The 25017-nt window shown below is 51.3% G+C and carries 26 protein-coding genes, 2 pseudogenes and 1 riboswitch; of the genes and pseudogenes, 20 read left to right on the top strand and 8 right to left on the bottom strand.

Annotated features, from left to right (window positions below):
• Window positions 1–543: pseudogene (locus HMPREF9412_RS17185) on the top strand (tryptophan--tRNA ligase); the annotation flags it as partial.
• An 11-nt stretch (window positions 544–554) separates the two neighbouring features.
• On the opposite strand, the gene HMPREF9412_RS32960 reads toward HMPREF9412_RS17185, so the two are convergent.
• Complete coding sequence (locus HMPREF9412_RS32960) at window positions 555–722, bottom strand: hypothetical protein (RefSeq protein ID WP_009592873.1); 168 nt, start codon at window positions 720–722, stop codon at window positions 555–557.
• 122 nt (window positions 723–844) lie between these two features.
• Between HMPREF9412_RS32960 and HMPREF9412_RS17180 the strand changes: the two genes are divergently transcribed.
• The 3 genes from HMPREF9412_RS17180 to HMPREF9412_RS17170 all read left to right on the top strand — a co-directional run bounded on the left by HMPREF9412_RS17180 (window position 845) and on the right by HMPREF9412_RS17170 (window position 2984).
• Window positions 845–1063, top strand: coding sequence for an alpha/beta-type small acid-soluble spore protein (locus tag HMPREF9412_RS17180; protein ID WP_009592890.1), 219 nt, complete (start codon window positions 845–847; stop codon window positions 1061–1063).
• Window positions 1064–1347: 284 nt separating this feature from the next.
• Complete coding sequence (cyoE, locus tag HMPREF9412_RS17175; RefSeq protein ID WP_009592896.1) at window positions 1348–2286, top strand: heme o synthase; 939 nt, start codon at window positions 1348–1350, stop codon at window positions 2284–2286.
• A gap of 80 nt (window positions 2287–2366) precedes the next feature.
• Entirely contained in the window at window positions 2367–2984 is a 618-nt protein-coding gene (locus HMPREF9412_RS17170) for an SCO family protein (protein WP_009592915.1), read from the top strand.
• A gap of 123 nt (window positions 2985–3107) precedes the next feature.
• On the opposite strand, the gene HMPREF9412_RS17165 is transcribed toward HMPREF9412_RS17170, so the two are convergent.
• Both HMPREF9412_RS17165 and HMPREF9412_RS17160 read right to left on the bottom strand, forming a co-directional pair.
• The gene (locus HMPREF9412_RS17165; RefSeq protein ID WP_009592860.1) at window positions 3108–3455 is read right to left on the bottom strand and encodes a toprim domain-containing protein; all 348 of its coding nucleotides are present in this window, start codon (window positions 3453–3455) and stop codon (window positions 3108–3110) included.
• A 413-nt stretch (window positions 3456–3868) separates the two neighbouring features.
• The gene (locus HMPREF9412_RS17160) at window positions 3869–5041 is read right to left on the bottom strand and encodes an MFS transporter (protein ID WP_009592901.1); all 1173 of its coding nucleotides are present in this window, start codon (window positions 5039–5041) and stop codon (window positions 3869–3871) included.
• Window positions 5042–5223: 182 nt separating this feature from the next.
• Between HMPREF9412_RS17160 and HMPREF9412_RS17155 the strand changes: the two genes are divergently transcribed.
• From HMPREF9412_RS17155 to HMPREF9412_RS17145, 3 genes and pseudogenes are all read left to right on the top strand, one after another.
• Window positions 5224–5670: a hypothetical protein gene (locus tag HMPREF9412_RS17155; RefSeq protein ID WP_009592905.1), complete on the top strand. Its 447-nt coding sequence runs from the start codon at window positions 5224–5226 to the stop codon at window positions 5668–5670.
• A gap of 105 nt (window positions 5671–5775) precedes the next feature.
• Window positions 5776–6923: pseudogene (locus HMPREF9412_RS17150) on the top strand (transglutaminase domain-containing protein).
• Between the two features lie 135 nt (window positions 6924–7058).
• Window positions 7059–9113 carry a peptidoglycan D,D-transpeptidase FtsI family protein gene (locus tag HMPREF9412_RS17145; RefSeq protein WP_009592855.1) on the top strand — a complete coding sequence of 685 codons (2055 nt, stop codon included), beginning with the start codon at window positions 7059–7061 and terminating at the stop codon, window positions 9111–9113.
• 56 nt (window positions 9114–9169) lie between these two features.
• Here the strand turns inward: HMPREF9412_RS17145 and HMPREF9412_RS17140 are convergent, their stop codons facing one another.
• Complete coding sequence (locus HMPREF9412_RS17140; RefSeq protein WP_009592856.1) at window positions 9170–9631, bottom strand: SRPBCC family protein; 462 nt, start codon at window positions 9629–9631, stop codon at window positions 9170–9172.
• Window positions 9632–9891: 260 nt separating this feature from the next.
• Between HMPREF9412_RS17140 and HMPREF9412_RS17135 the strand changes: the two genes are divergently transcribed.
• Genes HMPREF9412_RS17135 through HMPREF9412_RS17125 form a run of 3 tightly spaced genes read left to right on the top strand, consistent with a single transcriptional unit; the run spans window position 9892 to window position 12806 of the window.
• The gene (locus HMPREF9412_RS17135; RefSeq protein ID WP_009592912.1) at window positions 9892–10638 is read left to right on the top strand and encodes a Cof-type HAD-IIB family hydrolase; all 747 of its coding nucleotides are present in this window, start codon (window positions 9892–9894) and stop codon (window positions 10636–10638) included.
• Between the two features lie 7 nt (window positions 10639–10645).
• Window positions 10646–11125 carry a DUF456 domain-containing protein gene (locus HMPREF9412_RS17130; RefSeq protein ID WP_009592909.1) on the top strand — a complete coding sequence of 160 codons (480 nt, stop codon included), beginning with the start codon at window positions 10646–10648 and terminating at the stop codon, window positions 11123–11125.
• A gap of 55 nt (window positions 11126–11180) precedes the next feature.
• Window positions 11181–12806, top strand: coding sequence for a putative polysaccharide biosynthesis protein (locus tag HMPREF9412_RS17125; RefSeq protein WP_009592842.1), 1626 nt, complete (start codon window positions 11181–11183; stop codon window positions 12804–12806).
• A gap of 81 nt (window positions 12807–12887) precedes the next feature.
• Here the strand turns inward: HMPREF9412_RS17125 and HMPREF9412_RS17120 are convergent, their stop codons facing one another.
• Entirely contained in the window at window positions 12888–14315 is a 1428-nt protein-coding gene (locus HMPREF9412_RS17120; RefSeq protein ID WP_009592900.1) for a DUF2515 family protein, read from the bottom strand.
• 88 nt (window positions 14316–14403) lie between these two features.
• Between HMPREF9412_RS17120 and HMPREF9412_RS17115 the strand changes: the two genes are divergently transcribed.
• The 8 genes from HMPREF9412_RS17115 to HMPREF9412_RS17080 all read left to right on the top strand — a co-directional run bounded on the left by HMPREF9412_RS17115 (window position 14404) and on the right by HMPREF9412_RS17080 (window position 21065).
• Window positions 14404–14748 (top strand): thioredoxin family protein, encoded by a 345-nt coding sequence (locus HMPREF9412_RS17115; RefSeq protein WP_009592843.1) that lies wholly within the window; start codon window positions 14404–14406, stop codon window positions 14746–14748.
• Window positions 14749–14997: 249 nt separating this feature from the next.
• Entirely contained in the window at window positions 14998–15972 is a 975-nt protein-coding gene (locus HMPREF9412_RS17110) for a COX15/CtaA family protein (RefSeq protein WP_009592910.1), read from the top strand.
• 191 nt (window positions 15973–16163) lie between these two features.
• Complete coding sequence (locus tag HMPREF9412_RS17105; protein WP_009592868.1) at window positions 16164–16370, top strand: hypothetical protein; 207 nt, start codon at window positions 16164–16166, stop codon at window positions 16368–16370.
• Window positions 16371–16395: 25 nt separating this feature from the next.
• Window positions 16396–17115, top strand: a complete 720-nt coding sequence (locus tag HMPREF9412_RS17100) for a Cthe_2314 family HEPN domain-containing protein (RefSeq protein WP_009592887.1) — start codon at window positions 16396–16398, stop codon at window positions 17113–17115.
• A 121-nt stretch (window positions 17116–17236) separates the two neighbouring features.
• Window positions 17237–17383: riboswitch (SAM riboswitch) on the top strand.
• Between the two features lie 107 nt (window positions 17384–17490).
• The gene (locus tag HMPREF9412_RS17095) at window positions 17491–18507 is read left to right on the top strand and encodes a methionine ABC transporter ATP-binding protein (protein ID WP_009592848.1); all 1017 of its coding nucleotides are present in this window, start codon (window positions 17491–17493) and stop codon (window positions 18505–18507) included.
• Complete coding sequence (locus HMPREF9412_RS17090; protein ID WP_009592866.1) at window positions 18507–19175, top strand: methionine ABC transporter permease; 669 nt, start codon at window positions 18507–18509, stop codon at window positions 19173–19175. Before HMPREF9412_RS17095 ends, HMPREF9412_RS17090 begins: the two co-directional genes overlap by 1 nt.
• Window positions 19176–19241: 66 nt before the next feature.
• Complete coding sequence (locus tag HMPREF9412_RS17085) at window positions 19242–20084, top strand: MetQ/NlpA family ABC transporter substrate-binding protein (RefSeq protein WP_009592889.1); 843 nt, start codon at window positions 19242–19244, stop codon at window positions 20082–20084.
• Window positions 20085–20291: 207 nt separating this feature from the next.
• On the top strand, window positions 20292–21065 hold the full coding sequence (locus HMPREF9412_RS17080; protein ID WP_009592869.1) for an SDR family oxidoreductase: 774 nt from the start codon (window positions 20292–20294) through the stop codon (window positions 21063–21065).
• A 179-nt stretch (window positions 21066–21244) separates the two neighbouring features.
• On the opposite strand, the gene HMPREF9412_RS17075 is transcribed toward HMPREF9412_RS17080, so the two are convergent.
• The gene (locus tag HMPREF9412_RS17075) at window positions 21245–21490 is read right to left on the bottom strand and encodes a NifU family protein (protein ID WP_006212609.1); all 246 of its coding nucleotides are present in this window, start codon (window positions 21488–21490) and stop codon (window positions 21245–21247) included.
• Window positions 21491–21572: 82 nt separating this feature from the next.
• Between HMPREF9412_RS17075 and HMPREF9412_RS17070 the strand changes: the two genes are divergently transcribed.
• Window positions 21573–21821, top strand: coding sequence for a YuzB family protein (locus HMPREF9412_RS17070; protein ID WP_009592888.1), 249 nt, complete (start codon window positions 21573–21575; stop codon window positions 21819–21821).
• Window positions 21822–21884: 63 nt separating this feature from the next.
• Here HMPREF9412_RS17070 and HMPREF9412_RS17065 read toward each other — a convergent pair whose 3' ends face one another.
• Window positions 21885–22943, bottom strand: a complete 1059-nt coding sequence (locus HMPREF9412_RS17065) for an NAD(P)/FAD-dependent oxidoreductase (RefSeq protein ID WP_009592908.1) — start codon at window positions 22941–22943, stop codon at window positions 21885–21887.
• Window positions 22944–23098: 155 nt separating this feature from the next.
• Window positions 23099–24205, bottom strand: a complete 1107-nt coding sequence (mqnE, locus tag HMPREF9412_RS17060; RefSeq protein ID WP_009592862.1) for an aminofutalosine synthase MqnE — start codon at window positions 24203–24205, stop codon at window positions 23099–23101.
• Between the two features lie 392 nt (window positions 24206–24597).
• Here mqnE and HMPREF9412_RS17055 point away from each other — a divergent pair, with 392 nt between their 5' ends.
• A complete protein-coding gene (locus HMPREF9412_RS17055; RefSeq protein ID WP_009592872.1) occupies window positions 24598–24957 on the top strand; it encodes a HesB/IscA family protein in 360 nt (119 codons plus the stop codon).
• Window positions 24958–25017: the final 60 nt, after the last annotated feature.

Raw genomic sequence — 25017 nt, 5'->3', positions numbered from 1 at the left:
CAGCATCTGGAAATCACGCGCGATTTGGCTGCACGCTTCAATCATCGGTTCGGTCCGTATTTCAATATTCCGGAACCGTTCATCCCTGAAGTCGGTGCCCGAATCATGTCGCTGGACGACGCCTCCAAAAAGATGAGCAAGAGCAATCCGGTTGAGGGCAGTTATATCGCAATGCTGGATACGCCGGATCAAATTCGCAAGAAAATCAGCCGGGCTACAACCGACTCCGGAGCCGAAGTGGTGTATGATCCTTCCGCTAAGCCTGAGGTGAGCAATCTGATGAGCATCTATTCGGAGTGCGCAGGAGTGTCTTTGCAGGAAGTGCAGTCTCGTTTCGAAGGAAAAATGTACGGGGCATTCAAGAAGGAGCTTGGCGAAGTTGTAGTAGCCGCTCTGGAGCCACTTCAAAACAGATACTACGAAATTCGCCAAACCGGTGAAATTCATGACATTCTCGCCAAGGGAGCCGAGCAGGCGCAGAAGACCGCGGCCCAAATACTCGATGGCGTGAAGGACAAGATGGGATTTCTGGCTCCTAAATAAACAAGGGTCTTCTAGGAAGGCTTGCGCTTGGATTTAATAATGAATCCCCAGCCTATGTTGAGGATGGAGAGCAGTGCCAGACCGACGGCCAGAAATCCGTTGTAGCTGATGGATATGGCGGAGGCGGTCAACAGGACGATGGAAGATACCGCAAACCATAGGGATAAGCCTTTACTCATTATGAAAAAAACCTCCAAAGATTAAAATTTTAAAAATACGTATAACGTTGCAAGAAGGAGCCATAATAAGTTTGCAAGCTTGCACTGGAATAACAGACATTCAGTGAAGGGAGATTTTTAATATGGCAAGTCGCAGCAACAATTTGGTTGTACCTCAAGCTACTGCAGCATTACAACGTTTGAAACTCGAGGCTGCTCAAGAACTAGGCGTAACGATTCCTCAGGACGGTTACTATGGTAACTATACTTCCCGTGAAACAGGATCCCTGGGCGGATACATTACTAAACGTTTGGTACAGCAAGCTGAACAGGCTCTTTCGGGGTCTGGCCGCACGCTGTAATCTCTCTCTCATAACGTGAGTATGGAAGCCCGGAGCGCTATGTCAGCGCTCCGGGCTTTGTATTCATATCAGGGGCCCGACAGGCATCCTGCTACATAGACAAATTGTGCCTTAAACAACGGCGAAACGTCAAGGTGATATCCCTTCCAAATGTCACTGAATTGTCATATAGATGGAATGAATTCCGAAGGATTGCTAAACACTTTTTACTAATGATATGATAAACTTTATAGCGGAGGCAGTACTTCCTCCATAACGACAGATACAAGGAGGAACGTTAACACGTGGATAATCACTTGAGATACCAGGCTCCTTCAGAATCCGCAGCACTGGCCTCGGCAGCGCCTGCACCTCCCGATAAGGCGGGGACTTGGAAAGATTTTATCACGGTGACGAAACCCGGAATCATCCGGTCAAATTTGATAGCGGCTTTTGCCGGATTTTGGCTGGCATCGCGTTGGGATATCCAATTTGGATTGATGATTATGACACTTCTCGGAACTGTGCTTGTCATGGCTTCGTCCTGTGTTTTCAATAACTATTTCGACCGGGAGCTCGACATGAAGATGGAGCGTACCCGGAATCGCTCCCTTCCAACCGGGCGTTTGACACCCAAGGTTGTTCTTTGGTATGCCGTCATTCTGGGGGTCGTGGGACTAGCCGTCCTGTTCCTGTTCTCAGGGGTGCTGGCAGGCCTATTCGGAGCCGTCGGAATGTTCGTTTACGTTGTGGTGTACACTCTCTGGCTTAAACGTTCTTCTACATGGAGCACGTCGGTCGGAGCGATCTCTGGTGCCATGCCTCCGGTAATCGGCTATGTGGCCGTGACCGGAAGCGTGGATATGGCAGCCGTCCTGCTCTTCGCTCTGCTGTTTCTCTGGCAGCCGCCGCATTTCTGGGCGCTGGGCATTCGCCGGGTGGAAGAATACCGTGCAGCGGGATTCCCTTTGCTGCCGGTTGTCAAAGGAATTAAACGCACGAAGTATCAGATGATTCCTTACCTGGTGCTTCTCATACCGATTCCCATCCTGATGTACGCATACGGATATGCCGGTATATTCTTTCTGGTCATCGGACTCCTTCTGGCTATTTGGTGGCTCTACGCCGCACTCCAAGGTTTCCGTGCCAAGGACGATGAAGCTTGGTCCAAAAAAGTATTCATTATCTCCATCAACTACTTGACCTTGAGCCTGATCGTTCTCATACTCAATACCACCTTTTAACAGGTGGCTGGGCTTTTAGCGATACACTAAAACCTGATAGAACAGGGATTGCCTGAGACGAAGGGAGAACGGGGAAGGTCATGAATGCATTCAAACGTTACAAATGGACTTGGGTACTGCTCGCTGTATGCGTAATAGCAGCCATCTACCTGGTATACAACTCGCTTGGATTCGGAAAGGAGAAGTTTCCGATCGTTCGTGAGGTTGCTGCCTATTCCATGGAGAATGTAGATGGGAAAACGATCACGTCGGAGGATACCAAAGGCAAGGTGAAGCTTATGTACTTCTATTTCACCAGTTGCCCGGATGTGTGCCCGATTACGACGCTGGTTCTGTCTCAGATCCAGGAAGACTTGAAAAAAGAAGGTTTATTCGGTAAAGAAGTTAACTTTGTGTCCATCTCCTTTGATCCGGTGACCGATACGAAAGAGAAGATTAAGGAGTTCGGAGACCGATTCTATGCCGATTACAGCGGCTGGTACTTCCTGCGTGGAGACCAGGAGGAAACGCGGAAGCTGATGCAGGAGTCTTTCAAAATTCCGCTGCTGGGCAATAACTCGACGAATTTCACGCATGGCAATTCCATTGCCTTGGTGGACCGGGACAATAATATCCGGAAGACCTATAATGCTGCGGATCCATCCGAAGTGAAGACCGAGGATATCGTGAAGGACATCAAGGCTTTGATTAAGGAATAAATTGCAGGTAAAACCAAAAGGCGCGCTCTATCGTTAAAGATGGAGAACGCCTTTTTTATTTAAATAGCGAAAATGGTAGCCATTCAAGATGCTCTTGTGATCCTTGACAATAGACACGTTTCATCAGAATACGTCAGGGGGCGGGTAGATGATGAATTCCTCCAGCCCTGCCTTCTCCAGCTGGGCAATCAAGTATTCGTCGGGAGTTCCTTCAACGCCGGCATATCCCCGGCGGGTATAGATTTGTTCGGCATCTGGAAAGACGTCGCGCAGAGCCCCGCGAATTTTCTTGCCGGAGCTGTCGTTATCCATAAAAAGGTACACCTCTTGATCCTTCACCTGTTTATGCAGGCTCTCAAGCTTGGCGGTGTTTAACGTTCCGAAAGTACACAGGATGGTTATATCCGAAGTCAGCAGCCGACGCAGTCGGCTCCGGTCGTTCTTGCCCTCTACAATGAGAAATATCGGCATCTTTTTTCACCTCTGTCATGATACGGAGATCCTTGGCAGCATTCCCCGGGAAATGTTGATCTGCCGTCGAATGATGTAGGTATAGTGTAACTTGTTTTCTGCCGATCATGCAAAAGGAGGCATAATAAACGGCCATCCAATGGATGGCCGCAATAAGGTTAATCCATGTATTCTAGTTAGAAACAGCTCAGAATGATGACGAGCAGAATGTACAATACAAGAATCATTCCTACGGAATTTCCATGGCCGCCATGGCAATGTTTATGATGAACATGACTCATGATTACTTCACCCCTTGGTTAAATGTTCGTGGTCATTTGCCACACTGTATCTTATGTGGGTTTACCCATATGGACTGTGTTATGGCCCATCCGCGTTGATTTGGGCGCTGTTAATAGCATGGTACAAATTCATCAGACGGTTGAGATTGGGGTTTCGGGCGAGATGGCTGTCAAAGGTGCTTCACGATTGCGTTTGGGAAGCAGCAGCAGAACCGTCATCAGCATGAGAAACGCAACAAAATAAGGGGATACCACCGTGCGCAGCTGTCCAGCCGCGATCGGGCCGACAAAGGATCCCAGCGACATGGCGATGGACTGGAATGAGAACACTTTGCCAAGCCTGCCTCCGCCGCTGAGCTGAATGAACAAAGAGGATAGAGCCGGGAATAGCAAGCCTTTGGCAAGTCCGAGCGTAAACAGGATAATCATAATCGGTACATGTTCTGCTGCAGCTAGGGCGTAAAAGCATATGGCCAGCCCGAATACGCCGATGGTCACCCTGATATGAGGCGCATAACGGTTGAGGAACAGCATGCTTAGCGTGACCAGGGCTCCAAGGCTAATGACGGAGAAGAGAAGCCCGGTGGACATAATGCTTGCCAGCCCGCTTTCCCGAAGCGGTATTTCAAAGAACAGGATTCCTTGAGAGCAAGCGATCGCAAAAGGAATCAAATATAAGCGCAAGCTAAACGGAAGCCGTGCCGGCTTCTCGTTGTTGATCGGTTCAGCCTGCTGATCCTTATGTTTAGCAGCGGCTGACATCGGCTTCGGGAGACTGAGAAACGCCATTAAGCCTGTGAAAATCAAAAGCCAGCCCAGACTTTGGAATGTGCCGGAAAATCCCGCATTGGCGACGATGAAAGCTCCTGCAGCCGGCGACAAGACGGAGGCAAGGGTGTGGATCACGCCATGACCGGACATATATTTGCCCTGCGTAACGGGATCCCGGGAGAGCGACGCCAGCAGCGCCAGGCAGGCCGGTGACAGAAAGGCCAGCACGAAGCCGCTGATCGAGCGGAGCACGAGCAGCTGCCAGGGCAATTGGACATGGGCCTGAAGAAGCAGGATGATACCGGCGGCGGTTAGGCTGAAAATAATGTAGCGTCTGCTGCCGTGACGATCGATCAGACTGCCCGCAAGCAGGTTGCCGGGCAGATGGGTTAGAGCATAAATGCCCATCATCCAGCCGATAAACGTAGGGGCTGCTCCAAGCGAAATGGCAAAGGGCGTCAGTACAGGATACTGAGCATGCAAATCAAAAAACGCCAGAAACAAAAACATATAGAGCCATAAAGCGGTTTTCAATATGGCACCCTCCTATCCGGCTAAAGTTGATATGGTACTACTACTTGTACGTACGAAAGGTCAAGCTTAGACCTTTTTGTGAAAAGACCCGGTTGGCTGACAGCTTTGCGGGGTATCATGTATAATTAACAAGACGGCCATAAACCGCCGCTTTTGAAACGATTGACGGGAGTGAAAACGAATTGGATACTCAGGTCTGGATTGAATTTCTTAAACAAAATTGGCTGGTCATCGCCATCGCCTTAATCATCTTGTTTATCGTGCTGAATGTGGTGAGAACCGTCATTAAGTGGGCACTTGCCGTGCTCATCATCGGGGGATTGCTGGTGTACAGCGGAATTTCCCTCGACAAAATCGGCGAGGTTGTAACCACGGTCAAGGAAGAGACGGTGGATACGATAAAAAAAGAAGCGCTGAACATGATGATGAAGGAAGCGAAGGAAGCACAATATACTTCGAATGGAGACGGCACGTACTCCATTAAAGCGCCCAATCTCGAGCTGAAAGGAAGCGCCGGTTCGAAAGAGGTGGAAGTCACCTTCCGCGGTGTTTCGGTAGGGAAGTGGGACATCAACGATACGATTCAGAGCTTTATCGATGATGCCAAGAGCAATTCGGCATCGAAATAACAAATGACGAACGCAATCGGATGCGGATGTAAGCTGGCAGCATGTTCATGAGCGGTTAAGCTTACGTCCGTTGACAAGACATCATGGGATAGGAGGGGATACCGTTTGATGTCGGCATGGAAGGAAAGTGTGCTGGATGGGAACGGAATCACCATCTTGCTGCTGCTGATTGTGGCTTTTTCACTCATTCAGGGATGGAGTCGCGGAGCCTCCCGCTCAGCCGGGAAGCTTGTTTTTTTCTGGGGGACGCGGTGCTTCGCCTGGTCGGGCTTGCGATCTCCGTTCCTTTTACATTATGGCTGTCGCCTAAGGCAGGCGATTGGCTGAGCACGGTCTCCGGTTTACCGAATCGGGAGCTGCGCTTCTGGGAGCAGATTTATTATACGGCCGTAAAATCGCTGGCGGATTTCCCGCTGCTTCGGTTTGCGGTCCTGTTTATGCTGAGTTATGCCGCTATCGTGTTTATGCTGCGGCTGCTGGTTTCCCTGATCATGGGAGGCGGGCTGGGACTCTTCGGAACGAAAAAAGAAACCTCGGCATCGCTGCTGAGCCGGCTGACCGGTGCCGGAATCGGCGTCATCATGGGTGCAGCCCGGAGCATTATTGTAATTGCTATCTTATTCATTTTCGTCAGTCTGAATCCTGATCACGGCTTCAGCCGGTATGTCGAGGCTTCTCCGGTTTATCAGCAGGGGGCGCGGGCTGTGATCGAGCCTTTGTCGGGTTCTCTCGTCAAGGAAAAGCTGCCGGTGTTTACCCAGTCGGTTCAGGAAGAATTGAATGGGATCATTCAGCGGAAGTACGAGGTCATCGACCATCAAATCCCCGAGGGCATCGAGCAGACGGCTCTCCATGTCGTGAAGGGGGCGTCAACCGATGAAGAGAAAGCGCGAAAGCTTTATGATTGGGTAGGCAGCCGGATCGCATATGACCACGACAAAGTGACGCTGTATGAAGAGCAGCGCATATGGAAAGAGCAGACGCCGCAGGATACCTACGATACGAGGTTAGGGGTATGCATTGATTACGCCCGGTTGTATGCCATGATGGCGAGGTCCCAGGATCTTAAGGTCAGAGTGGTTACCGGCAGGGGATATAACGGACAAGGCGGTTATGGTCCGCACGCATGGAATGAAGTCTACTTGAGCGAAGAGAAGCGCTGGATACCTCTTGACCCGACCTGGGCACAGAGCGGCAACTGGTTTAATCCGCCGCGCTTCAACGAGACGCATATTAAAGAGCAGGTATTTTAATAGAGTGATACAGGCAGGGGCGGCTTTCTAGCAGGGAAGTCCGCCCTTGCCTATCCGATGGGCCTTCAGATGAAGTGGGGGGGCGTTTATGTTAATATGGGTTTATGTGATTGTGGATAAAGGGGAGAAGCTTACGTGAAAGGGTTTAGGCCGGACAAGCGCAAACAAGAAGAACGAGATGCCGGCAGTCAGTTTAACTTGCGGGTTAATCTATTTTTTTTCAGCACGTTTATTATATTCTGTGTCATTATTATACGTCTTGCCATACTGCAGTTCGTGGAAGGACCTGAGCTGAAAGAGCTCGAAACCGGCGGGCAGGTTAAAAATTTCCCGCTTCAGCCGATTCGGGGCAGCATCATCGATGCTTCCGGAACGCCGATTGCCTACTCGACACCCTCCCAAGCCCTGTATTTAACGCTGTTAAAGGATTACAGTTCATCCGAACGAGGGAAGAAGAACCGTCCGGAAATCGAAAAGCTGGCCGAGGAAATGGTCAGGGTCTTCGATCAATACGGTGATCCGAAAGCAGAGAAATTAACGGTGGATGATGTAATCAAAGCGATGGACCTGGAATTTAACAAGCAGCCTGGTTATGAGCCGAGACGCATCAAAGCGGATCTCTCGACTAAAGAAGTGGCTTACTTTATGGAGCATAAGAACGAGTATCCCGGAGTCGAGGTCGTGGAAGAGAGCCAGCGTCAATACAACCCGGACAAAATCGCCGTTCAAACGATTGGTTATTTGAAAGAGTTCCGCGGCATCAAGACACTGGATAAATATAAAGAGATTGATGAGCAGAACAAGAAGCAAAAGGATCCGGGACTCATCTACACGGAGCAGGAGAAGGTCGGCGTAGACGGACTCGAAATGATGTTCCAGGATGAGCTGCGCGGCAAGAACGGATATATCGGCATTCCGATTAATCCGCAGAACATGGCGGACGGGGTACCGACCATGATTGCCCCGGAGAAGGGTTACAACATCCATACGACGATTCATAAGGATATCCAAAAAGCTACGCAGCAGGCGATCATCGATCAGCTGAAATGGCTGCACGCCAATCCGGTTTCCGGCAAAACGCATCCGAATGCGCTAACGGGTTATGCGGTAGCGATGGAAGTGGATACCGGCAACATCGTCGCCATGGCCAGCATGCCGGACTATGACCCCAATGTATGGGAGAACGGAACCGACGATTGGGAATCCGTCATGAAGTATTACGGCAACGGTACGATCTCTCCGTACAGTTCCGGGCGCTCCGGCAACAATCTGGAATCGGTCGTGCTGCTTGGCTCCACGATGAAACCTTTGTCGGTGCTGATCGGGCTTAACGAAAACTTGTTCGGGCCGAACGATTACTATTATGACGGCGGCGCGGCATTCTTCGGTAAGGATAATACGAGGGTTCGGAACTCCGGCGGCAAAGCCTACGGGTCCCTGAACGCAAGAAAAGCGATCGAGCACTCCTCCAATGCCTTTATGGTCGATTGGATCGGGGAAAAGCTGTACAACAAGTACGGCTCCGAATCCGTTGAAGTATGGGACAGATACATGAAGAAATTCGGGCTTGGGGTATCCACCGAATCCGGTCTGCCGAAAGAGCATAAAGGCATCATCGAATATACCAACATCGAGCAGGCGGGAAGTTATCTGGCTGCCATGGCATACGCCTCCTTCGGACAGTCGGGCAAATATACGACGCTCCAATTGGCACAGTATGCCAGCACGCTTGCCAATCGGGGAGAACGCATTCGTCCGCAGCTTGCGAGCAAGATTGTGGATCAGGACGGCAATGTGATCAAGGAATTCAAGCGGGAAGTATTGAATAAAGAGGAATTTCCGCAGCAGTACTGGAATGAAGTCATTTCAGGGATGAATACGCAGGGACTTCGGGCTTTCGAGGATTTCAAATATGATTTTGCGCGGAAAACAGGAACATCCGAGCAGGATATTTATAAAAACGGCACTCGGATCCGGGTGGAAAACGGGGTGTTCATCGCTTTTGCACCGCGACAAAACCCGAAACTGGCCGTTGCCGTAGTCATTCCGGAAGCAGGCTTCGGTTCCCAGAGTGCCGCGCCGGTTGCCCGTAAAATTTTCGACGCGTATGACGAGATTTACGGACTGGACGGTACGCCTCACCCTAAAAAAACCGAGGGTGAGAATGAGGACGGCAGTGCGAACGAATAATCGACAACAGCAAAACGGCAGCCAATACCCCTGCAGGGTTGGCTGCCGTTTTTTTGTCATACATGGGCGTCCGGGGCCTTGTCCGCCACGAGATTCAGAACAACGCCAAACTCCAGCAGCGCTTTGAGGCCGCAGAGCACCATGGTGTATCCTCCCATGGAATCAATGGCCCCATGCAATATCTCATCATCACTTCCTGTAAATCCGGAATGGGTAATGGTAACGAAGGTCTCATGTTCGCCCCGCGTGGTGAATATCCACTCGGTCCTGGTCTGATCGGAAGATTCGATGGCGATGCGGCGGTTCTCCTCGATATCGTGCACATACAAGTCATCAAACACGCCATACATTTCCCAATCCCAGCGGATATGCCGGCCCTTCTCAAGTCTGCCGCTGCTTTTGGTAAACCAGAACTTGGTTGTGATATCAGGGTCGATGAAAGCCTCGAAAACTTCTGAAACGGGTCTTCGAATCAACATCTCTGCCGTGACGACGGGATTCTCATTGAGCTTGGTCATTGGGGTGCATAACTCCTTTCGGGTTTGTCTTCGTATTTATCCTAGCATACCGTAACGAGTATTCTTTCTTTTACATTGCTTATTTATTTCAAGGGTCTTGTCGTTTGTTTGAGCACCCTCGAGGAAATCTTGCGTCAGGCCGGGTTTTACCTGGTTTGGCATGCATCGAGGGACTGCTCATTCAGGGGAATGTTTTGACGCCCGGCCTTTTGTGGTAAAATGTCGTTATGTTTGCTTTGATTCGTAAGGGGGTTAATACCATGAAACATAAATATCGGTTGTTGGCACTGGATATGGACGGTACGCTGCTTCAGGACGACCATGAAGTATCCGAGGAAACGGTGAAGTGGATCAAGGAGGCGGTGCGGCACGGCGTTCACGTCTGCCTCTCGACGGGCCGGCCGTTTCAGGATGCTTATCCGTATGCCAAGCAGCTTGAACTGACGACACCGATGGTAACGGTGAACGGCGGCGAAGTATGGCGTGCGCCGTATGAATTGCATCGCCGCGCGCTGCTCGACAGCAAGCTCGTGGAACAAATGCATGCACTCGCGAATGAAACCGGATCGTGGTTCTGGGCGTATTCAGTAGATAGATTGTATAACACTGAGAACTGGACCGACGATGTCGCGAATCAGGAGTGGCTGAAATTCGGATATAACACGAATGATCATGAGGTACGCCACAATATCATGATGCGACTGCAGGATATGGGCGGACTAGAGATCACGAACTCTTCGCCGGATAACCTGGAAATCAATCCGCAGGGCGTCAACAAAGCGACCGGGATCGGGCAGGTGTGCGAGCTGCTCGGTATCAGCATGTCCGAGGTTGTAGCTGTAGGAGACAGCCTGAACGACCTGGCCGTCATCCAGCAGGCCGGCCTCGGCGTGGCCATGGGCAATGCCCAGCAGACCGTGAAGGATGAGGCGGATCTTGTGGTTTCCAGCAACAATGAGGACGGCATCGTCGAAGTCATCAGGGATCATATTTTGATCGAAGGGTGAGATGTTGATGGACGTATTGGGCTGGATTATCGTCATCGCTCTGTTTATCATTGGGATGGCCGGGGCGATATACCCTATTCTGCCGGGGGTTGTCGCCATTTACCTGGCGTTGTTCGTTTATGGCTGGTTCTTTACATTCGAGCATTACAATGCATGGTTCTGGATTATCCAGACCATCATTCTGGTGGTGCTCTTCATTGCCGATTATGCGGTTAATGCCTGGGGAGTCAAGAAGCTAGGCGGTTCCAAAGCCTCGATCTGGGGCAGCACGATCGGACTTATTATCGGACCGTTCGTGATACCGGCCTTCGGCTTGATTATCGGACCGTTCCTGGGGGCATTTCTGGGAGAAATGCTGGCAGGCTCGGGAGCAAGCAAATCCATGAAGGTTGGCTTCGGATCGGTTGTTGGATTGTTTAGCAGCATTGTGGTGAAGATTATATTGCAGCTTGCGATGATCATCATTTTCTTCATCTGGATTTTCTAATAGAGCATAGCAATCGCTGTAAGAGGCGCTTTGGAGGAGAAAGAAGGGTACGGTTTTGTCTAAGAAAGAGTCATTTATTAAAGGCACCATCATCTTGGCCGCTGCTGCACTGGTAGCCCGGGTGCTGGGCCTTGCTCAGCGGGTGCCGCTGGAGCATATGCTGAATGATATCGGGGATGCCTCGTTTACGATTGCCAATAACGTATATCTAATGCTGTTAACGGTAGCAACGGCCGGCATTCCCAGCACGCTCAGTAAAATGGTATCGGAGCGCCATGCTTTGAACAAGCCTGCGGAGGCTCGGCGCGTCTATCATGCTGCGCTTATTTTTGCCGGGGCAGCGGGCGTTGTCATGACGCTGCTCCTTTACTTCGGAGCTCCTTTTTATGCCACTCATATAGCCAAGCAGCCGGAGGCGGCTGCTGCCATTCAAGCACTCGCTCCGGCGCTGCTGCTGTTTCCGGCCATCGCCATGATGCGGGGATACTTCCAAGGGCGCAATAATATGACGGCTGGCGGCATATCGCAAATTATCGAGCAGATTGCAAGGGTTCTGACAGCGATCGGCTTGGCCTATGTGCTGCTGCGTTTGGGATATGACGATACCTGGATCGCGGCAGGTGCCTCCTTCGGGGGCGTCCTCGGCAGTATCGGGGCATTTGCGGTCATGCTGTATTTTACGTTGAAGCTTCGCCGAAGCGATCGTGAGCTCAAAATGCCGGCGGCGGACCGCTCGATTCCGCTTGGCGGGATATACCGGGATATATTCACGCTGTCTATACCGATTGTGCTGTCTTCCCTGGCGGTTCCGGCGGTCAACTTCATTGACAGCTCCATTGTGAAGCCGCTGTTGATCGGGCAGGTTGGTCTGGGAGAGGCTACTGCAGCCCTCGCGGTATTAGGAAACCGAGCGCAAAGCGTAGCGGGCATTCCGCCGATTCTAGCCATTGCCCTCAGCACCTCGCTCATTCCGATCATCTCTGCCGCTTTTGCGAGGAAAGATCAGGAGCATTTGGAACAGCAAGTGTCGCTGGCCATGCGCGTTGCCATATTGACGGGTATGCCGATGGTGATTGCGCTCTGCGTTGCATCCTATTCCATCAACGGATTGCTGTTTAGTTCCCTCGGTGGAAGCGGGATCATCGGGTTCCTGACATTCGGTACGATTTTTCAGATCACGATGATGACAACGAACTCCATTCTTCTTGGAATCGGCAAGGCCAAGCTCTCGATGGTTCACGTGATGATCGGGATAGCGGTCAAGCTTGTTGCCAGCTTCCTGCTTGCTCCGTTGTTTGGCATTTATGGCATCATCGGGAGCACGGCTCTCTGTTTCCTTGTCATTACGATGCTGAACGTCAGATCAATCAAGGCGATTGTATCCTTCTCGATCCTGGGCAAACGCTGGATGGGCTTCATACTGACGGTTGCTACCGCAGGAGGGATCGGTTACGGCCTGAATCTGGCCGGTATTCAGATGGTCGATATCATGCCGGCTCGTTTGGCATTCCTGCTGACCTGTCTGGTTGTAGGCATAGCCGTAGTCATTATATATCTTGTACTGCTGGTGGTGTTTGGCGTACTCCGGCAATCGGAGCTTAGCAGTTACCCGCGTCTTTTACAGAAGGTGTTCCGTCCGCTGATGAGGCTGCAGCCTGCGCGAATGCGGGAGCGGGGTTAAACCTATGATGCAAGAACAGCACATCCATCCATGCATCCGTTAGAGAAGAGACCATTCCGGCATTATCGGAATGGTCTTCTTTTATTGCCGGTGGGACGGATCGGATACGTCATGGGCGATGGAGGTTTTCTCCAGGGCGGCCCGATGGGCGTGGGTGATATCCGGCAGCATCGGCGGTTTCGGCTTGCGAATAAACTTAAACATCGTGTGGCCCTGATACCAGTCGTACCGGGGAATCGGTTCCGGGGGTTCATCCTGCCAGATCTCCTCGAGACGGGGGCTATACAGACGACGGCCGTCCGGCAGCCATTCCGATTGGACAAGCTCAAGCCCCTCGTGGCCGTGATTCATGGCTTGATCCCGCGTCGGCGTGAATAACGCCGGCCAATATTCAGCACGCGAGCCCTGATGCTTGGTGGAACGAGCGAATGTCAGCACGGCATGGTAAATATCCTCATAACCGAACAGTAAAGCGTACAGCGAGCGGCCTGCCTTGATCCGGATGGACAGGTCGTCAAACTTGGGGATGGTGAGTCCGGCCAGCGGCCGGGTAGGGGAAACGGGATAATCGGCAGAGTCTGTGCTTGTCTGATGGCTTTGACCCAGCGGGAACACAATTTGATTCAACCGGGTTAGCTCATGCATCCGGAAGAGAGGATTCTGAAGAATATGCTGACGGTAAAAAGGATGTCTTGCCACGCGCCCCTCAATATAGTTCTGTTCATTAATGATGAGGGCGACCGTAAGCAGCGAACTGCCTTGGTCGTGCCAGAACCGTTCCCAGAACGGTGTCATGAACGATGAAACATGGAAGCGGGGGAGCAAATGGAATAAGGGCTTTCCTATTTTTCGACTGTGCATATAGAGAAGCAGCTGCGGATAGGCATCCTGAAAAATCAGCGCATTGCAGCGCTCCAAGAAACTGTACAGATGGTTTTGGAATGGGGGAGCCATAAGATCCGACATCAGCCCGCCCTTCAGATCGCTCATATTCCATCCGGCATTGCGTGATACCATATGGGCAAGCAGGGCCCAATGCAGCTCTGGATGCGACTCGTAACAGTCCAAATAGGCCTCGGTTCGAGTCACGTTGCTTCGGTTGGCGCCGGTAGTTGCCTCCTGAATGCGATGGATCAGCTCCTGCTCCTCATGCGTTGGCTGCAGGTTCGGTTCATGGCCGCGAATTTCGCTGTGACCTTCTTGCAGAGGGAGGAACGAAGAAATGTCCTGCGGCAGATAGGGATGGGAGGAGAGAATGCTCTTGAGCTGCCTGCGAATGGCCCTAACGGCTGTAGGATCCCACTGCAATTCATGCCTGTTTGTCCGAAGCTTTAAGGAATTTCGCCAAGCTGCCATCATACCCGACCACGATTCCGCCAGGGCTTGCGAAATGGCGGCTGTCCATGCCCCGTAATTCCTGCCCCGATTTGGTTTGTCCTTGGCTCCGTGCGAGTGCATGCCGGTTGTCACCTGCACTTTCTGATGATAATTCCAGACCGTGAACCTCATACAGTCAGTATGCTCTAAAATTTGACTTCCACTCAACAATTTGATTCACTAGGGGGGAAGGAATTCGACGTAAAGGGGGAGATAATCAATGGAAAAAATCACTTCAGAAGCAGAATTTCAGGTTGCAATCCAGTCTCCACGACTGACAGTTGCCGTATTTAAAGCGGACTGGTGCGGCGATTGCAAGTTTATCGATCCATTCATGCCGGAGGTTGAGACGAAGTTCTCCAACCAATTGACTCTGGTGGAAGTTGACGTCGATGCTGTCGGTGACGTGAGTCAGCAGCAAAATATTCTGGGCATCCCTAGCTTTGTTGCATACTCTGACGGTCGCGAGCTGGTTCGCTACGTTAACAAACTCCGCAAATCGCGCGAGGAGATTGAAGATTTCCTGCAGCGTGCCGTAGACGTATACGGTACGATTCACAAGTGAGCAGTGACGATAGCACCGCCGCCTTTGAGCTATAACGGGCGGCGGTGTTGTTTTTACATTGGATATTATGAGGGGAATTGCGAAGTCAAGTACCTTGAGCATGAAGGTTTTGTTCATTTTTGAACATTTTGTCACAATCGCTCAAGTGACCGGGGCTGCAGAATCAGGTATAATGAAATGTGGACTGTATATGATGCGATCCTGTATAGGTTTTGAATAGTGAATGATTATGAGCAGCAGGTGAGATAAGTGAACGATAAACAATTAAAGTGGCTGAGTTACATAACATGCTTAATTATGTTCTGCGCGACTTTCGGGGGCATGGTTGTGACAAAGACGGGGTCGGGGCTTGGCTGCGGCCAAGAGTGGCCGCTGTGCAACGGTAAATTTGTTCCCGCTTACACGGTGTCCTCGATGATCGAATATTCCCACCGGGCCGTAAGCGGAATGGCCGGCTTGGCCGCCTTGGCCTCGCTGATTGCGTTCTGGAAGTACAAGCGGGACCGCCGGGATTTGATGGCTTACGTCATCGGAACCTCGATATTCGTCGTGGTACAAGCAATCATGGGTGCCCTCGCGGTGGTTAAACCTCAATCGGCGGCGATCATGGCGCTGCATTTTGGCTTCTCGCTGATTGCTTTTGCCAGCTCGGTCATGCTGGCTTTGGGCATGCGCCGAATCGAACAAGCGAAGGGGCCCGCTGACCTGGAGCGTTTGCCGCGGGTGGGCAAGGGCTTCCGCAATTTGGTCTGGGGCACGACTTTGTACAGCTACATCGTGGTGTATATCGGTGCATTCGTCAGCCATACGGATTCCCGGGAAGGCTGCTCCGGCTGGCCGTTGTGTAACGGAGAAGTGATACCGGAGCTGAGCGGAGGGGTCGGCATCGCCTTTATGCACCGCGTGGCCGCGCTTCTGCTGCTGATCGTGGTGGCGGTGATGGGGCATTTTGCATATTGGCGCAATCGCGATAACCGGGAGATCCAGATGCTGGGCATTTCGGCAACCGTGCTGTGCCTGCTGCAGGTGTTCAGCGGCGCCCTCATTATGGCTACGATGCATAACGAGGAAGTTTACGTATTCTCCGCACTGGGTCATACGCTGCTGATCTCGGCGCTGTTCGGCGTACTGTGTTATTTAAGCGTCCGGGTATGGCAGCTCAGCAAGCCGCTCGAAGCTGAAATACGGAAGGGCCACGACGTGCCCCGCGAAAAGATCGTATAAGGAAGAACGCCAATTAATCCGCAAAGATATTTAATATTCTATGGCATTCTTGCATGCAAAGTCCCCGGACCGGAGTTCGAGGGCTTTGTTGTATAGAAAGGTGCTGCCGGCAGCCGTATCGAAAAGGTTTGATAAGGCAACGAATTTGTTTATATTTAATAACACCGGAGAATCACAAGTCGCTCCATGCTATGGAGTTGTCTTCCCGTTTCGGGGGCATCCTAACAGGACGAGCCCAGATTGGCGCAGCAGATGATGACAGTCAAGGGGATGCCGAAGGGCCTGATGGCGATCCGGATGAGTTGCCCCCGCGCGAGGATATCGCCGTGAAGACGGCCGCTGAGCGCTGGAATGACTATATTGGCATTGGCACTATCGAGATCAAGAACCAAGATTAATCTGATGACGCGAGGGGGTACCGCCATGCTTCGAATGTTACTTGGGGAACAGCCCCGGCAGAACAACGGCCTGCTTGAGGAAGCCATCGAATCGATGGTTAAGACAACCCGGCTGCTGCAGAAGGAAATGGATAAAAATCAAGATCCGACGCATGATTTTCGCAAGCTGGAGATTTGGACCCGGGGACTGATCGTCTCCCTGGATGAGCTGGAGCAGAGCTGGAATGCGGCCAAGCATTTCAGTCAATCGGTCAAATCGGGTTACATCGATGATATGTCGATTCAGGAGCAAGGGGAATATCAACGATATGTGTATTTTTACAAAAACGGCTTCATCCGCGTATTCTCGATCCTTGACAAGCTGGGCACGGTGCTGAACGATTTGTTTGATCTGCATACCTCCAAGGTAAAGGCGCATTTTTCTTATTTTACGGTCCTGCGGCAGTTCAAATATCTTAAGGCCCACGGTGAGCTGGCTGAAGAGCTGGAAGCGATCAAGGATCGCTACAAAGCACCGCTGAACGCGCTCCGCAAAAGGCGCAATGCTGAAATTCACTACATGAACTCCGAGATGCAGGATGATTTGTGGCAGCGCCATCAAGGACTGTCCGACAAAATCGAGCTGGAGGATATCGACAAGCACCTGGACGATCTCCAACAGGGCATCGATATGGTATGCCGCAGCCTGGCCGCCTCGTATAAATATACGAACAAGCTGTGGACTGAAAATGGTGTGCGGGCTTAGGCACAAAATCGCCATGAAATTCCTTTTGACAAAAGCCTGAAAAGAATCTATACTAACTATTGCATTCATTACATGTTATCAAATCAGATCAATTTAATCGGAAAAATTTCATATCGATGTTTTCTTATCGAGAGAGGCGGAGGGACAGGCCCGATGAAGCCCGGCAACCGACTTCTTGCGTACCATTGCTTAATGCGATGACGCTTGAAGTGACATGGTGCTAATTCCTTCAAAGCTATGGGATACCTTCAGCTTTGACAGATGAGAAAAGGCGTTGACTTTTACGTAAAGAGGGCCCTTTTTGATTCTACAAAAAGAGGCTCTTTTCTTTTGGGTAAATAGATATGAAGCTAAGGAAAAAGGAGGATTATCGGATTGATTGAGCTCAAGCAATTGACGAAGCAGTACGGAAAAGCCGGGTCATTAACAACTGCGTTGTCCGAATTGGATTTGTCGATTGAAAAAGGAGAAATTTTCGGAGTGATCGGACACTCCGGTGCAGGGAAAAGTACATTGATCCGCTGCATCAATTTACTGGAGCGTCCCACCTCGGGCGAGGTGTGGGTGAACGGCAAAAATTTGACGTCGCTCGGCAAGAAGCAGCTTCAGGCGGAGCGCCGTAAAATCGGTATGATTTTTCAGCACTTTAACCTGCTGTCTTCCGCGACGGTGTACGATAACATTGCGTTTCCGCTGCGTCTGATCAAGACGCCGAAGGTCGAACTGGAGCGTAAAGTATCCGAGCTGCTGGCTTTGGTCGGCTTGGAGGCGCATCGCGACAAATACCCGTCCCAGCTGTCAGGGGGCCAGAAGCAGCGGGTGGGCATCGCCAGAGCGCTCGCGAGCGATCCGGAAGTGCTGCTGTGCGACGAGGCCACTTCGGCCCTTGACCCGCAAACGACGGATTCGATTCTGCGCCTGCTGCTGGACATTAACAAAAAGTTTCATCTGACGATCGTGCTGATTACCCATGAGATGCATGTCATTCAGAGCATATGCGACCGGGTCGCCGTTATTCATCAGGGCGGCATCGTAGAGCAAGGACCGGTAACGCAAGTGTTCCTGAAGCCGAAGCATGAAGTGACGCAGGAATTCATCCGCCAGGAGATGGACAGCGGCGAAGCGCTGCGGCTGGCTATGCAGGGTCAGGTAAACGGCCCCTCAAGAGCGGTTCAAATCACGTTCCTGGGATCGAAAACGTACGAATCGATCCTGTCGCATACCGTTCATGAGACGGGCGTGAATTTTGCGATTCTGCAGGGTACGATCTCTACGATCAAAGATACGCCTTACGGCCAGCTCATCGTCCGTTTCGAAGGGGAAGAGCGCTCGATTGAAGATACGATCCGGAAGCTGCTTGAACAAGGACTAGACGTGGAGGTGATTCATTGATGTTCGGACTTGATTTTACCCAGATCGACTGGAAAGAGATATGGACGGCAACATTGGATACCCTGCGGATGCTGGGAGCTTCGGCCTTGTTCAGCTTCATCATCGGACTGCCTGTCGGCGTGCTGCTCTACATGGCCGCAAGGTCCACGTCCGGGTTGGTACGCTTCGGCTACACGATTCTGTCGTTCATTGTAAACATTCTGCGCTCGGTTCCGTTCATCATCCTGATCGTGGCGATGATCCCGATTACGAAGTCGATCGTAGGCGTTTCGTACGGCGTGCTGGGCACCATTCCGCCGCTGGTGATCGGCGCTGCTCCATTCTTTGCAAGGCTCGTGGAAACGGCTTTGAATGAAGTGGATAAAGGCGTGATTGAGGCGGCTCATGCCATGGGCTCTTCGACAAGCCAAATCGTATGGAGGGTGCTCCTTCCGGAGGCGCGTCCGGGCCTGCTTGCCGGGATGACCATCACGATTGTAACCCTGGTATCTTACACCGCGATGTCCGGTCAAGTCGGGGGCGGCGGTTTAGGGGATTTGGCCATCAAGTATGGCTATTACCGTTATGAGACCGAGATCATGATTCTGGCTGTCGTGCTGATGATTGTCCTGGTCCAGCTGCTGCAGATGGCAGGAGATCGTCTGGTGCGGCATTTTACAAGAAAATAACGGATTGATGAGGCTTCAAGAAAGACAATATATAGATAATATATTTTTCGGAGGGAGAGTTTTAGAATGAAAAAATGGACATTGGCATTGATCAGCTTGACCTTGGTTACGGTGCTGGCTGCATGCGGCAGCAAGCCTGCGGATAACGCATCCGAGCCAGGGGGAACAACGGGAGGCGGCGGTCAAGAGACCGTAACCTTGAAAGTAGGGGCTTCGCCATCACCGCATGCCAAGATTCTCGAGCATATCAAACCTGCGCTTGAAAAAGAGGGCGTAAACCTGGAAATCGTAGAATTCACGGATTATGTGCTGCCGAATACGCAAGTGGATTCCAAAGAAATCGACGCGAATTTCTTCCAGCACAAGCCTTACCTGGATAACGAAATCAAAGAGCGCAAGCTGAACCTGGAGTCCGTGATCGCCGTGCACGTGGAGCCGCTGGGTGCGTACTCCAAAACCATTACATCTGTGGATGACCTGAAGGATGGAGCGGTTGTAGCCATTCCAAATGATCCTTCTAATGCTGGCCGTGCATTGACGCTGCTGTCCAAGAACGGCGTGATTAAGCTGAACGACGAAAGCAAGCTGGAAGCAACCGCCAAGGATATCGTGGAAAATCCGAAGAACCTGGAGTTCAAGGAAGTTGAAGCCGCCATGCTGCCGCGTATGCTGGATGAGCTGGATCTGGCTGTCATCAACACGAACTACGCGCTGGAAGCGGGACTGGACCCAACGAAGGATGCGCTCTTCATCGAAGACAAGGACAATCCTTATGCCAACCTGCTGGTAGCCCGTCCGGACAACAAGGACTCCGACGCCATCCAAAAACTGGCGAAGGCGCTGACTTCCGAGGACGTGAAAACTTTTATTGAAGAAGAGTATAAAGGTGCCGTCATCCCGGCATTCTAATTCGAGCAGTAAAGCTCGATATGTAGTATATGAATTCATCGTATATGTGAAGAAAGGGCATTATCCAAGAGACCCATCGGTCTTTGCGGATAGGCCCTTTTTTCTTTCTTTTTCTGTCGAATGGCCATTCCTGGTCGGAAGCAAGTTGTTCGGCCTTATCAAATCTTTTATACTGAAGGAAGGATATCCATCTGAGGAGGGAAAGCCTTGAAGGGAAAAGTGGCGCTGATTACAGGCAGTGCGACAGGTTTGGGAAAAATGACGGCAATGTCGTTAGCCCGGCAGGGATGTCATATAGCCATAAATTATGTGAACAGCAAGGATGAAGCGGAGGCGCTTTCCCGTGAAATCGAGGGGTTTGGCGTGAAATCCATCGCAATTAAAGCCGATATCGCCAGCGAGCCTGAGCTGTATTCATTGGTGGATCAGACGGAGGAGCGGCTGGGCAGCGTCGATATCCTGGTTAACAATGCTGGACCGTTCATCCGGGAACGCCGTCTGTTCTCGGAGTACAGCCGCGACGAAATCGTACATATGGTAAATGGCAATTTAACCGGCGTCATGCTGCTGGACCATCGCGTTCTGCCTGCCATGCGGGAGAAAAAATGGGGACGCATCATCCACTTTGGTTTCGGGCATGCCGGTGAAGCCCGCGCATGGCCTCAACGCTCCGCCTACGCGGCTGCGAAGGTGGGCCTGGTCTCCTTTACGAAGACGCTGGCCGTGGAAGAGGGGCCGTATGGGATCACCGTGAATATGATCTGTCCGGGGGATATCCGCGGTGCGAACAAAGAGAAAACCATCGATGAAGTATCCGGCATTCAGGACGGGTTGACTCCTCGCGGACGATCGGGCAGCGGTGAGGACGTCGCCAGGGTGATCGAATATTTATGCCTGGATAAATCGGATTTCATAACCGGCAATATTATGGATATATCCGGCGGGCTGGACCCGATTCGCCCGTTAATCAAGCCGGAATAAAACAACCCCACAAAGTGGAGTCTGTGCTTCGAAACTTATTCCAAATACTTTGCGGGGACCCATAACATATAATGCGATTCAAGAATTGCTAACGCTTCGGTGAAAACTTATACCTTCTCTCAAAAAAAAGAGTCTTGGTCCCGCGAGGGAAACCAAGACTCTTTATAGTTAAAGAAGATTTAGAATACTTGAACTACTTCTTGGATGCCTTCTACTTCTTCAACCAGGGCGCGCTCGATCCCTGCTTTCAGAGTAATGGTGGAGCTTGGGCAGCTACCGCATGCACCCATCAATTTCAGCTTAACGATGCCGTCTTCAACGTCAACCAGTTCCACGTCACCGCCGTCGCGCTGCAGGAACGGACGAAGTTTATCAAGCACTTCAGCCACTTCATCATATACAGTGGTTTGCGTGTTTTCACTCATCTTGTTCAACTCCTTTCCTCCCTATATTATAGTACATAAACCGGCAAAATAAAATGCCAATCTTAAGGCAGGTCTAATAACAATGTCCATTATCATTGAGTTTTGCACAAGCAATTCCTATTTCGGCACGGATAAAGTGCTGCAGACGCTTGAAGGCAAGTACGATTGCCAGGTCATCGAATATGGCTGCCTGACCAGCTGCGGCCAGTGCTATTTGATGCCCTTCGCTTACGTGGATGGCGATTGGGTTGAAGCCCCTACGGCTGAAGAGCTGCTTGAGGTTGTCATCCGCAAGCTCGAAAGCTTTCGGGACGGTGAAGAGGAAAGCTAACGTTCTGCTTTCGCTCCTCGGCGTCCCTCCCCAGTAGAATCATAAGCGCCCGTAACCATCCGACTAGTAATGACGCTTGGATTTCCAGAGCACGCCGCTCTTTAATATCCTTGGTACCCGGCCCATGACCGACGTGCTGCCCATGAGTCCAAAGCCCGCATGTTTGCCGAGGGAACCCAGCGTTCCCTTCAGCTTCAGCGGAGATACCTTAGGCGTATCGTCGCGCCATAAAGCTTTCATGACATGTCCCACTTGCTCGGCCTGAGCCCCTGCCGCTTGCGCGCTCGGGACGAAGGGGAGGCTGGCGCAGTCGCCGATCACATATACCTCGGGATGGGACGGAACCTGATACCACTCGTTTAGCAGAATGCGTCCGCTGCGGTCTTTTGGCAGATCCAGATCCTGTACGACCTTTACGGGTTGAATGCCGGCGGTCCATACCGCCAGATCGGTTGCGATCGGCACATCCAGATTGTACACGGCGTCCTTCTCCACTCGGGATACGGATACGCCGCTGTGGATGTCCACGTGGTGCTCCTCAAACCAGCGATGAATATAAGCAGACAAACGGTTAGGAAAAGAAGAAAGCACCCGTTGTCCCCGGTCCAAAATGGCGATATTCAGGTCAGGCCGGCTTTCCCGAAGATCGGCAGCGAGCTCGATGCCGCTTAAGCCTCCGCCAATGATATGAACTTGACCATAAGGTCTGAGGTTGTTCAGGTTCAAATAGGTCTCCCGGGATGCCGCAAAAGATTGCAGGCTGAACGTGAATTCTTCAGCGCCCGGTACCCCATGATAACGGTCCGTACATCCCAGGGCAATGGCCAGCTGATCGTATTCCACTGGATCGTTGTTCGTCAGGTTCACAAGCTTCTTCTCAAGATCAATGGATAGGACTTCACCGTATACAACATGGAGGCGGTCATACACCGGGAATTTAACACGAACAGCGGTATCGGCCACGGTGCCTGCTGCCAGCGCGTAATATTCGGTTTTGAGTCCTTGGTACGGCATGCGGTCGATGAGCACGACCTCCACGTCCGGAGGAAGATAGCCGCTGAACAATTCTTGAATTAGGGCAAGACCACCATAGCCTCCGCCGAGAATGACGAGCTTTTTCATAAATTTCTTCCTTTCTCAAGAGATAAGAAGGTGAGCGCCGATTCGCAAGAAAAACGCCGCTGAAAGCGGCTTAGGTTACCCACGCTATATTATCTCTTTAACCTGTTTTCCGTTTTTTGGAACGTCTGCTTTGCTTGCGTCTTTGCTGGTATGACTTATTCGTAAACCTTGATCTCGTTATAGAAGGTATCGCGTTCGACCGGAATGCGGCCGGCGCCTTGGATGAGCCATACAAGCTCTTTGCGGGTCAGCCCTTCTGGCGTTAGCGCTCCTGCGGCATGGCTGATGCGTTCCTTCAGGATCGTGCCATGGACGTCCGATGCGCCGAAGCTGAGAGCGACCTGCGTCAATTGAGGCCCGATATTAATGAAGTAAGCCTTGATGTGGTCGATATTATCCAGCATCAATCGGCTGATGGCAATGGTTTTCAAATCTTCGTAAGCCGAATTGCGGCGCATGATGCCCGCATTCTTATTCTTCGGCTGCATGGACAGCGGAATGAATACCATGAATCCGTTCGTTTCATCTTGAAGATCCCGAATTTGCAGCATATGGCGGATCCGGTCCTCATGGCTCTCGATCGAGCCGTACAGCATGGTCGTGTGCGTCTTCATGCCGAGCTTATGCGCGGTACGATGAACGTCGAGGTATTGATCCACGTTGGCTTTATCCACCTTCATCTTCTGACGGTACTGGTCAGACAAGATTTCGGCTCCGCCGCCCGTCAAGGATTGAAGACCTGCCTTCTGCAGCTCCTGCAGCACTTCCTTCGTGCTGAGTCCGCTGATGCGGGTGAAGAATTCGATCTCCGCCGCGGTATAGGCTTTCAGGGTAACTTCAGGGAAACGTTCCTTCAATGCCTTCAGCGAATCTACATAGTACTGGAACGGGACATGGTTATTATGTCCGCCAACGATATGAAATTCACGGATGCCTGGGTGAATATGCTGTTCCACATACTCAATCATTTCCGCGCCGGAGAGGGTATAGGAGCCTTCCTCGCCTTGGTCTTTCCGGAAATTGCAAAAAGCGCAGCGGGATTCGCATACATTGGTAAAATAGAGACTCATGTTCTCGATGAAGTAAACCTTTTTCCCGTTCTTGCGCAAATTGGCTTCATTAGCCAGCTGCCCGAGGGTCAGCAGGTCATCGGTTTGATACAAATACACACCGTCTTCAAGATTCAGGCGTTCGCCGCGTTGGACTTTCGCAACGATCTCGGCCATTCTCTGATCGGTAAATGGTGTCACAATCGTGGACATGTTCAATCCTCCTGTTCACACTTTGACTTTCCGAATACTCGGCAGATCAAGTGATCATAAAGTGGATCACTCCCCGCGGGGAACGGTCCGTTTATAGTCGTGTAACAACGAAATCGATAAATGGGCTGAATAAATAAATGACTTTGTGAAAAAATATACAACTGTGGACCAGCCATAACCTTTGCCGCATTTTAGCCGGGGGATGTGACAATTATCCAACAGTTGCCGCCCATGTTCCTTCCCTATTATAAACCTGACCCCTCGGGGTAGCAATACTTATAGAGGAATTGAAATAGGTTATTGACCATATGGTAAAATGGCCATCATCTCAACCTTGAGCGAATTCGCGAAGAGGAGTATACTTAAAGAATGAACGAAAAGGAGGGTGACCTATGATATCAATCAGCGAAACAGCTGCAGAACGTTTGAAAGAAATGCTTGCTGAACAGGAAACGCCCAATATGTTCCTTCGACTGGGTGTCACTGCCGGCGGATGCAGTGGTTTTTCATATGCAATGGGCTTCGATGATCAAGAAACGGAAGCGGACGTATATATGGACCTGCAGGATATGAAAGTCGTTGTCGAGAAGGACGATCTGAAATACCTGAACGGTCTCGAAATCGACTTCGAGGAATCCGGCATGACGGGCGGGTTCACCATCCACAACCCGAACGCGACCGTAACTTGCGGCTGCGGATCTTCCTTCCGCACGGCAACGGATGCGGGCAAACCGAACGAAGAGCCTTGCTAAGCAGCGGGTTTTCGGCGCTAACGGTTTCGGATGTGACGAACGGAAGCCTTGCGGAAGCAT

The organism is Paenibacillus sp. HGF5 (assembly GCF_000204455.1).
In the GTDB taxonomy this organism is placed as follows: domain Bacteria; phylum Bacillota; class Bacilli; order Paenibacillales; family Paenibacillaceae; genus Paenibacillus_AQ; species Paenibacillus_AQ lautus_A.
The sequence above is the reverse complement of the archived record's forward strand: the minus strand, read 5'-3'. Positions and strand labels throughout refer to the sequence as shown.

What these genes read in the sequence shown, in the direction of transcription:
- HMPREF9412_RS32960 (WP_009592873.1), bottom strand. Translation starts at nt 722, where the DNA reads ATGAGTAAAGGCTTATCCCTATGGTTTGCGGTATCTTCCATCGTCCTG.
- HMPREF9412_RS17180 (WP_009592890.1), top strand. Translation starts at nt 845, where the DNA reads ATGGCAAGTCGCAGCAACAATTTGGTTGTACCTCAAGCTACTGCAGCA.
- HMPREF9412_RS17170 (WP_009592915.1), top strand. Translation starts at nt 2,367, where the DNA reads ATGAATGCATTCAAACGTTACAAATGGACTTGGGTACTGCTCGCTGTA.
- HMPREF9412_RS17165 (WP_009592860.1), bottom strand. Translation starts at nt 3,455, where the DNA reads ATGCCGATATTTCTCATTGTAGAGGGCAAGAACGACCGGAGCCGACTG.
- HMPREF9412_RS17140 (WP_009592856.1), bottom strand. Translation starts at nt 9,631, where the DNA reads ATGACCAAGCTCAATGAGAATCCCGTCGTCACGGCAGAGATGTTGATT.
- HMPREF9412_RS17135 (WP_009592912.1), top strand. Translation starts at nt 9,892, where the DNA reads ATGAAACATAAATATCGGTTGTTGGCACTGGATATGGACGGTACGCTG.
- HMPREF9412_RS17130 (WP_009592909.1), top strand. Translation starts at nt 10,646, where the DNA reads ATGGACGTATTGGGCTGGATTATCGTCATCGCTCTGTTTATCATTGGG.
- HMPREF9412_RS17120 (WP_009592900.1), bottom strand. Translation starts at nt 14,315, where the DNA reads ATGAGGTTCACGGTCTGGAATTATCATCAGAAAGTGCAGGTGACAACC.
- HMPREF9412_RS17115 (WP_009592843.1), top strand. Translation starts at nt 14,404, where the DNA reads ATGGAAAAAATCACTTCAGAAGCAGAATTTCAGGTTGCAATCCAGTCT.
- HMPREF9412_RS17105 (WP_009592868.1), top strand. Translation starts at nt 16,164, where the DNA reads ATGGAGTTGTCTTCCCGTTTCGGGGGCATCCTAACAGGACGAGCCCAG.
- HMPREF9412_RS17100 (WP_009592887.1), top strand. Translation starts at nt 16,396, where the DNA reads ATGCTTCGAATGTTACTTGGGGAACAGCCCCGGCAGAACAACGGCCTG.
- HMPREF9412_RS17090 (WP_009592866.1), top strand. Translation starts at nt 18,507, where the DNA reads ATGTTCGGACTTGATTTTACCCAGATCGACTGGAAAGAGATATGGACG.
- HMPREF9412_RS17085 (WP_009592889.1), top strand. Translation starts at nt 19,242, where the DNA reads ATGAAAAAATGGACATTGGCATTGATCAGCTTGACCTTGGTTACGGTG.
- HMPREF9412_RS17075 (WP_006212609.1), bottom strand. Translation starts at nt 21,490, where the DNA reads ATGAGTGAAAACACGCAAACCACTGTATATGATGAAGTGGCTGAAGTG.
- HMPREF9412_RS17070 (WP_009592888.1), top strand. Translation starts at nt 21,573, where the DNA reads ATGTCCATTATCATTGAGTTTTGCACAAGCAATTCCTATTTCGGCACG.
- HMPREF9412_RS17065 (WP_009592908.1), bottom strand. Translation starts at nt 22,943, where the DNA reads ATGAAAAAGCTCGTCATTCTCGGCGGAGGCTATGGTGGTCTTGCCCTA.
- mqnE (WP_009592862.1), bottom strand. Translation starts at nt 24,205, where the DNA reads ATGTCCACGATTGTGACACCATTTACCGATCAGAGAATGGCCGAGATC.
- HMPREF9412_RS17055 (WP_009592872.1), top strand. Translation starts at nt 24,598, where the DNA reads ATGATATCAATCAGCGAAACAGCTGCAGAACGTTTGAAAGAAATGCTT.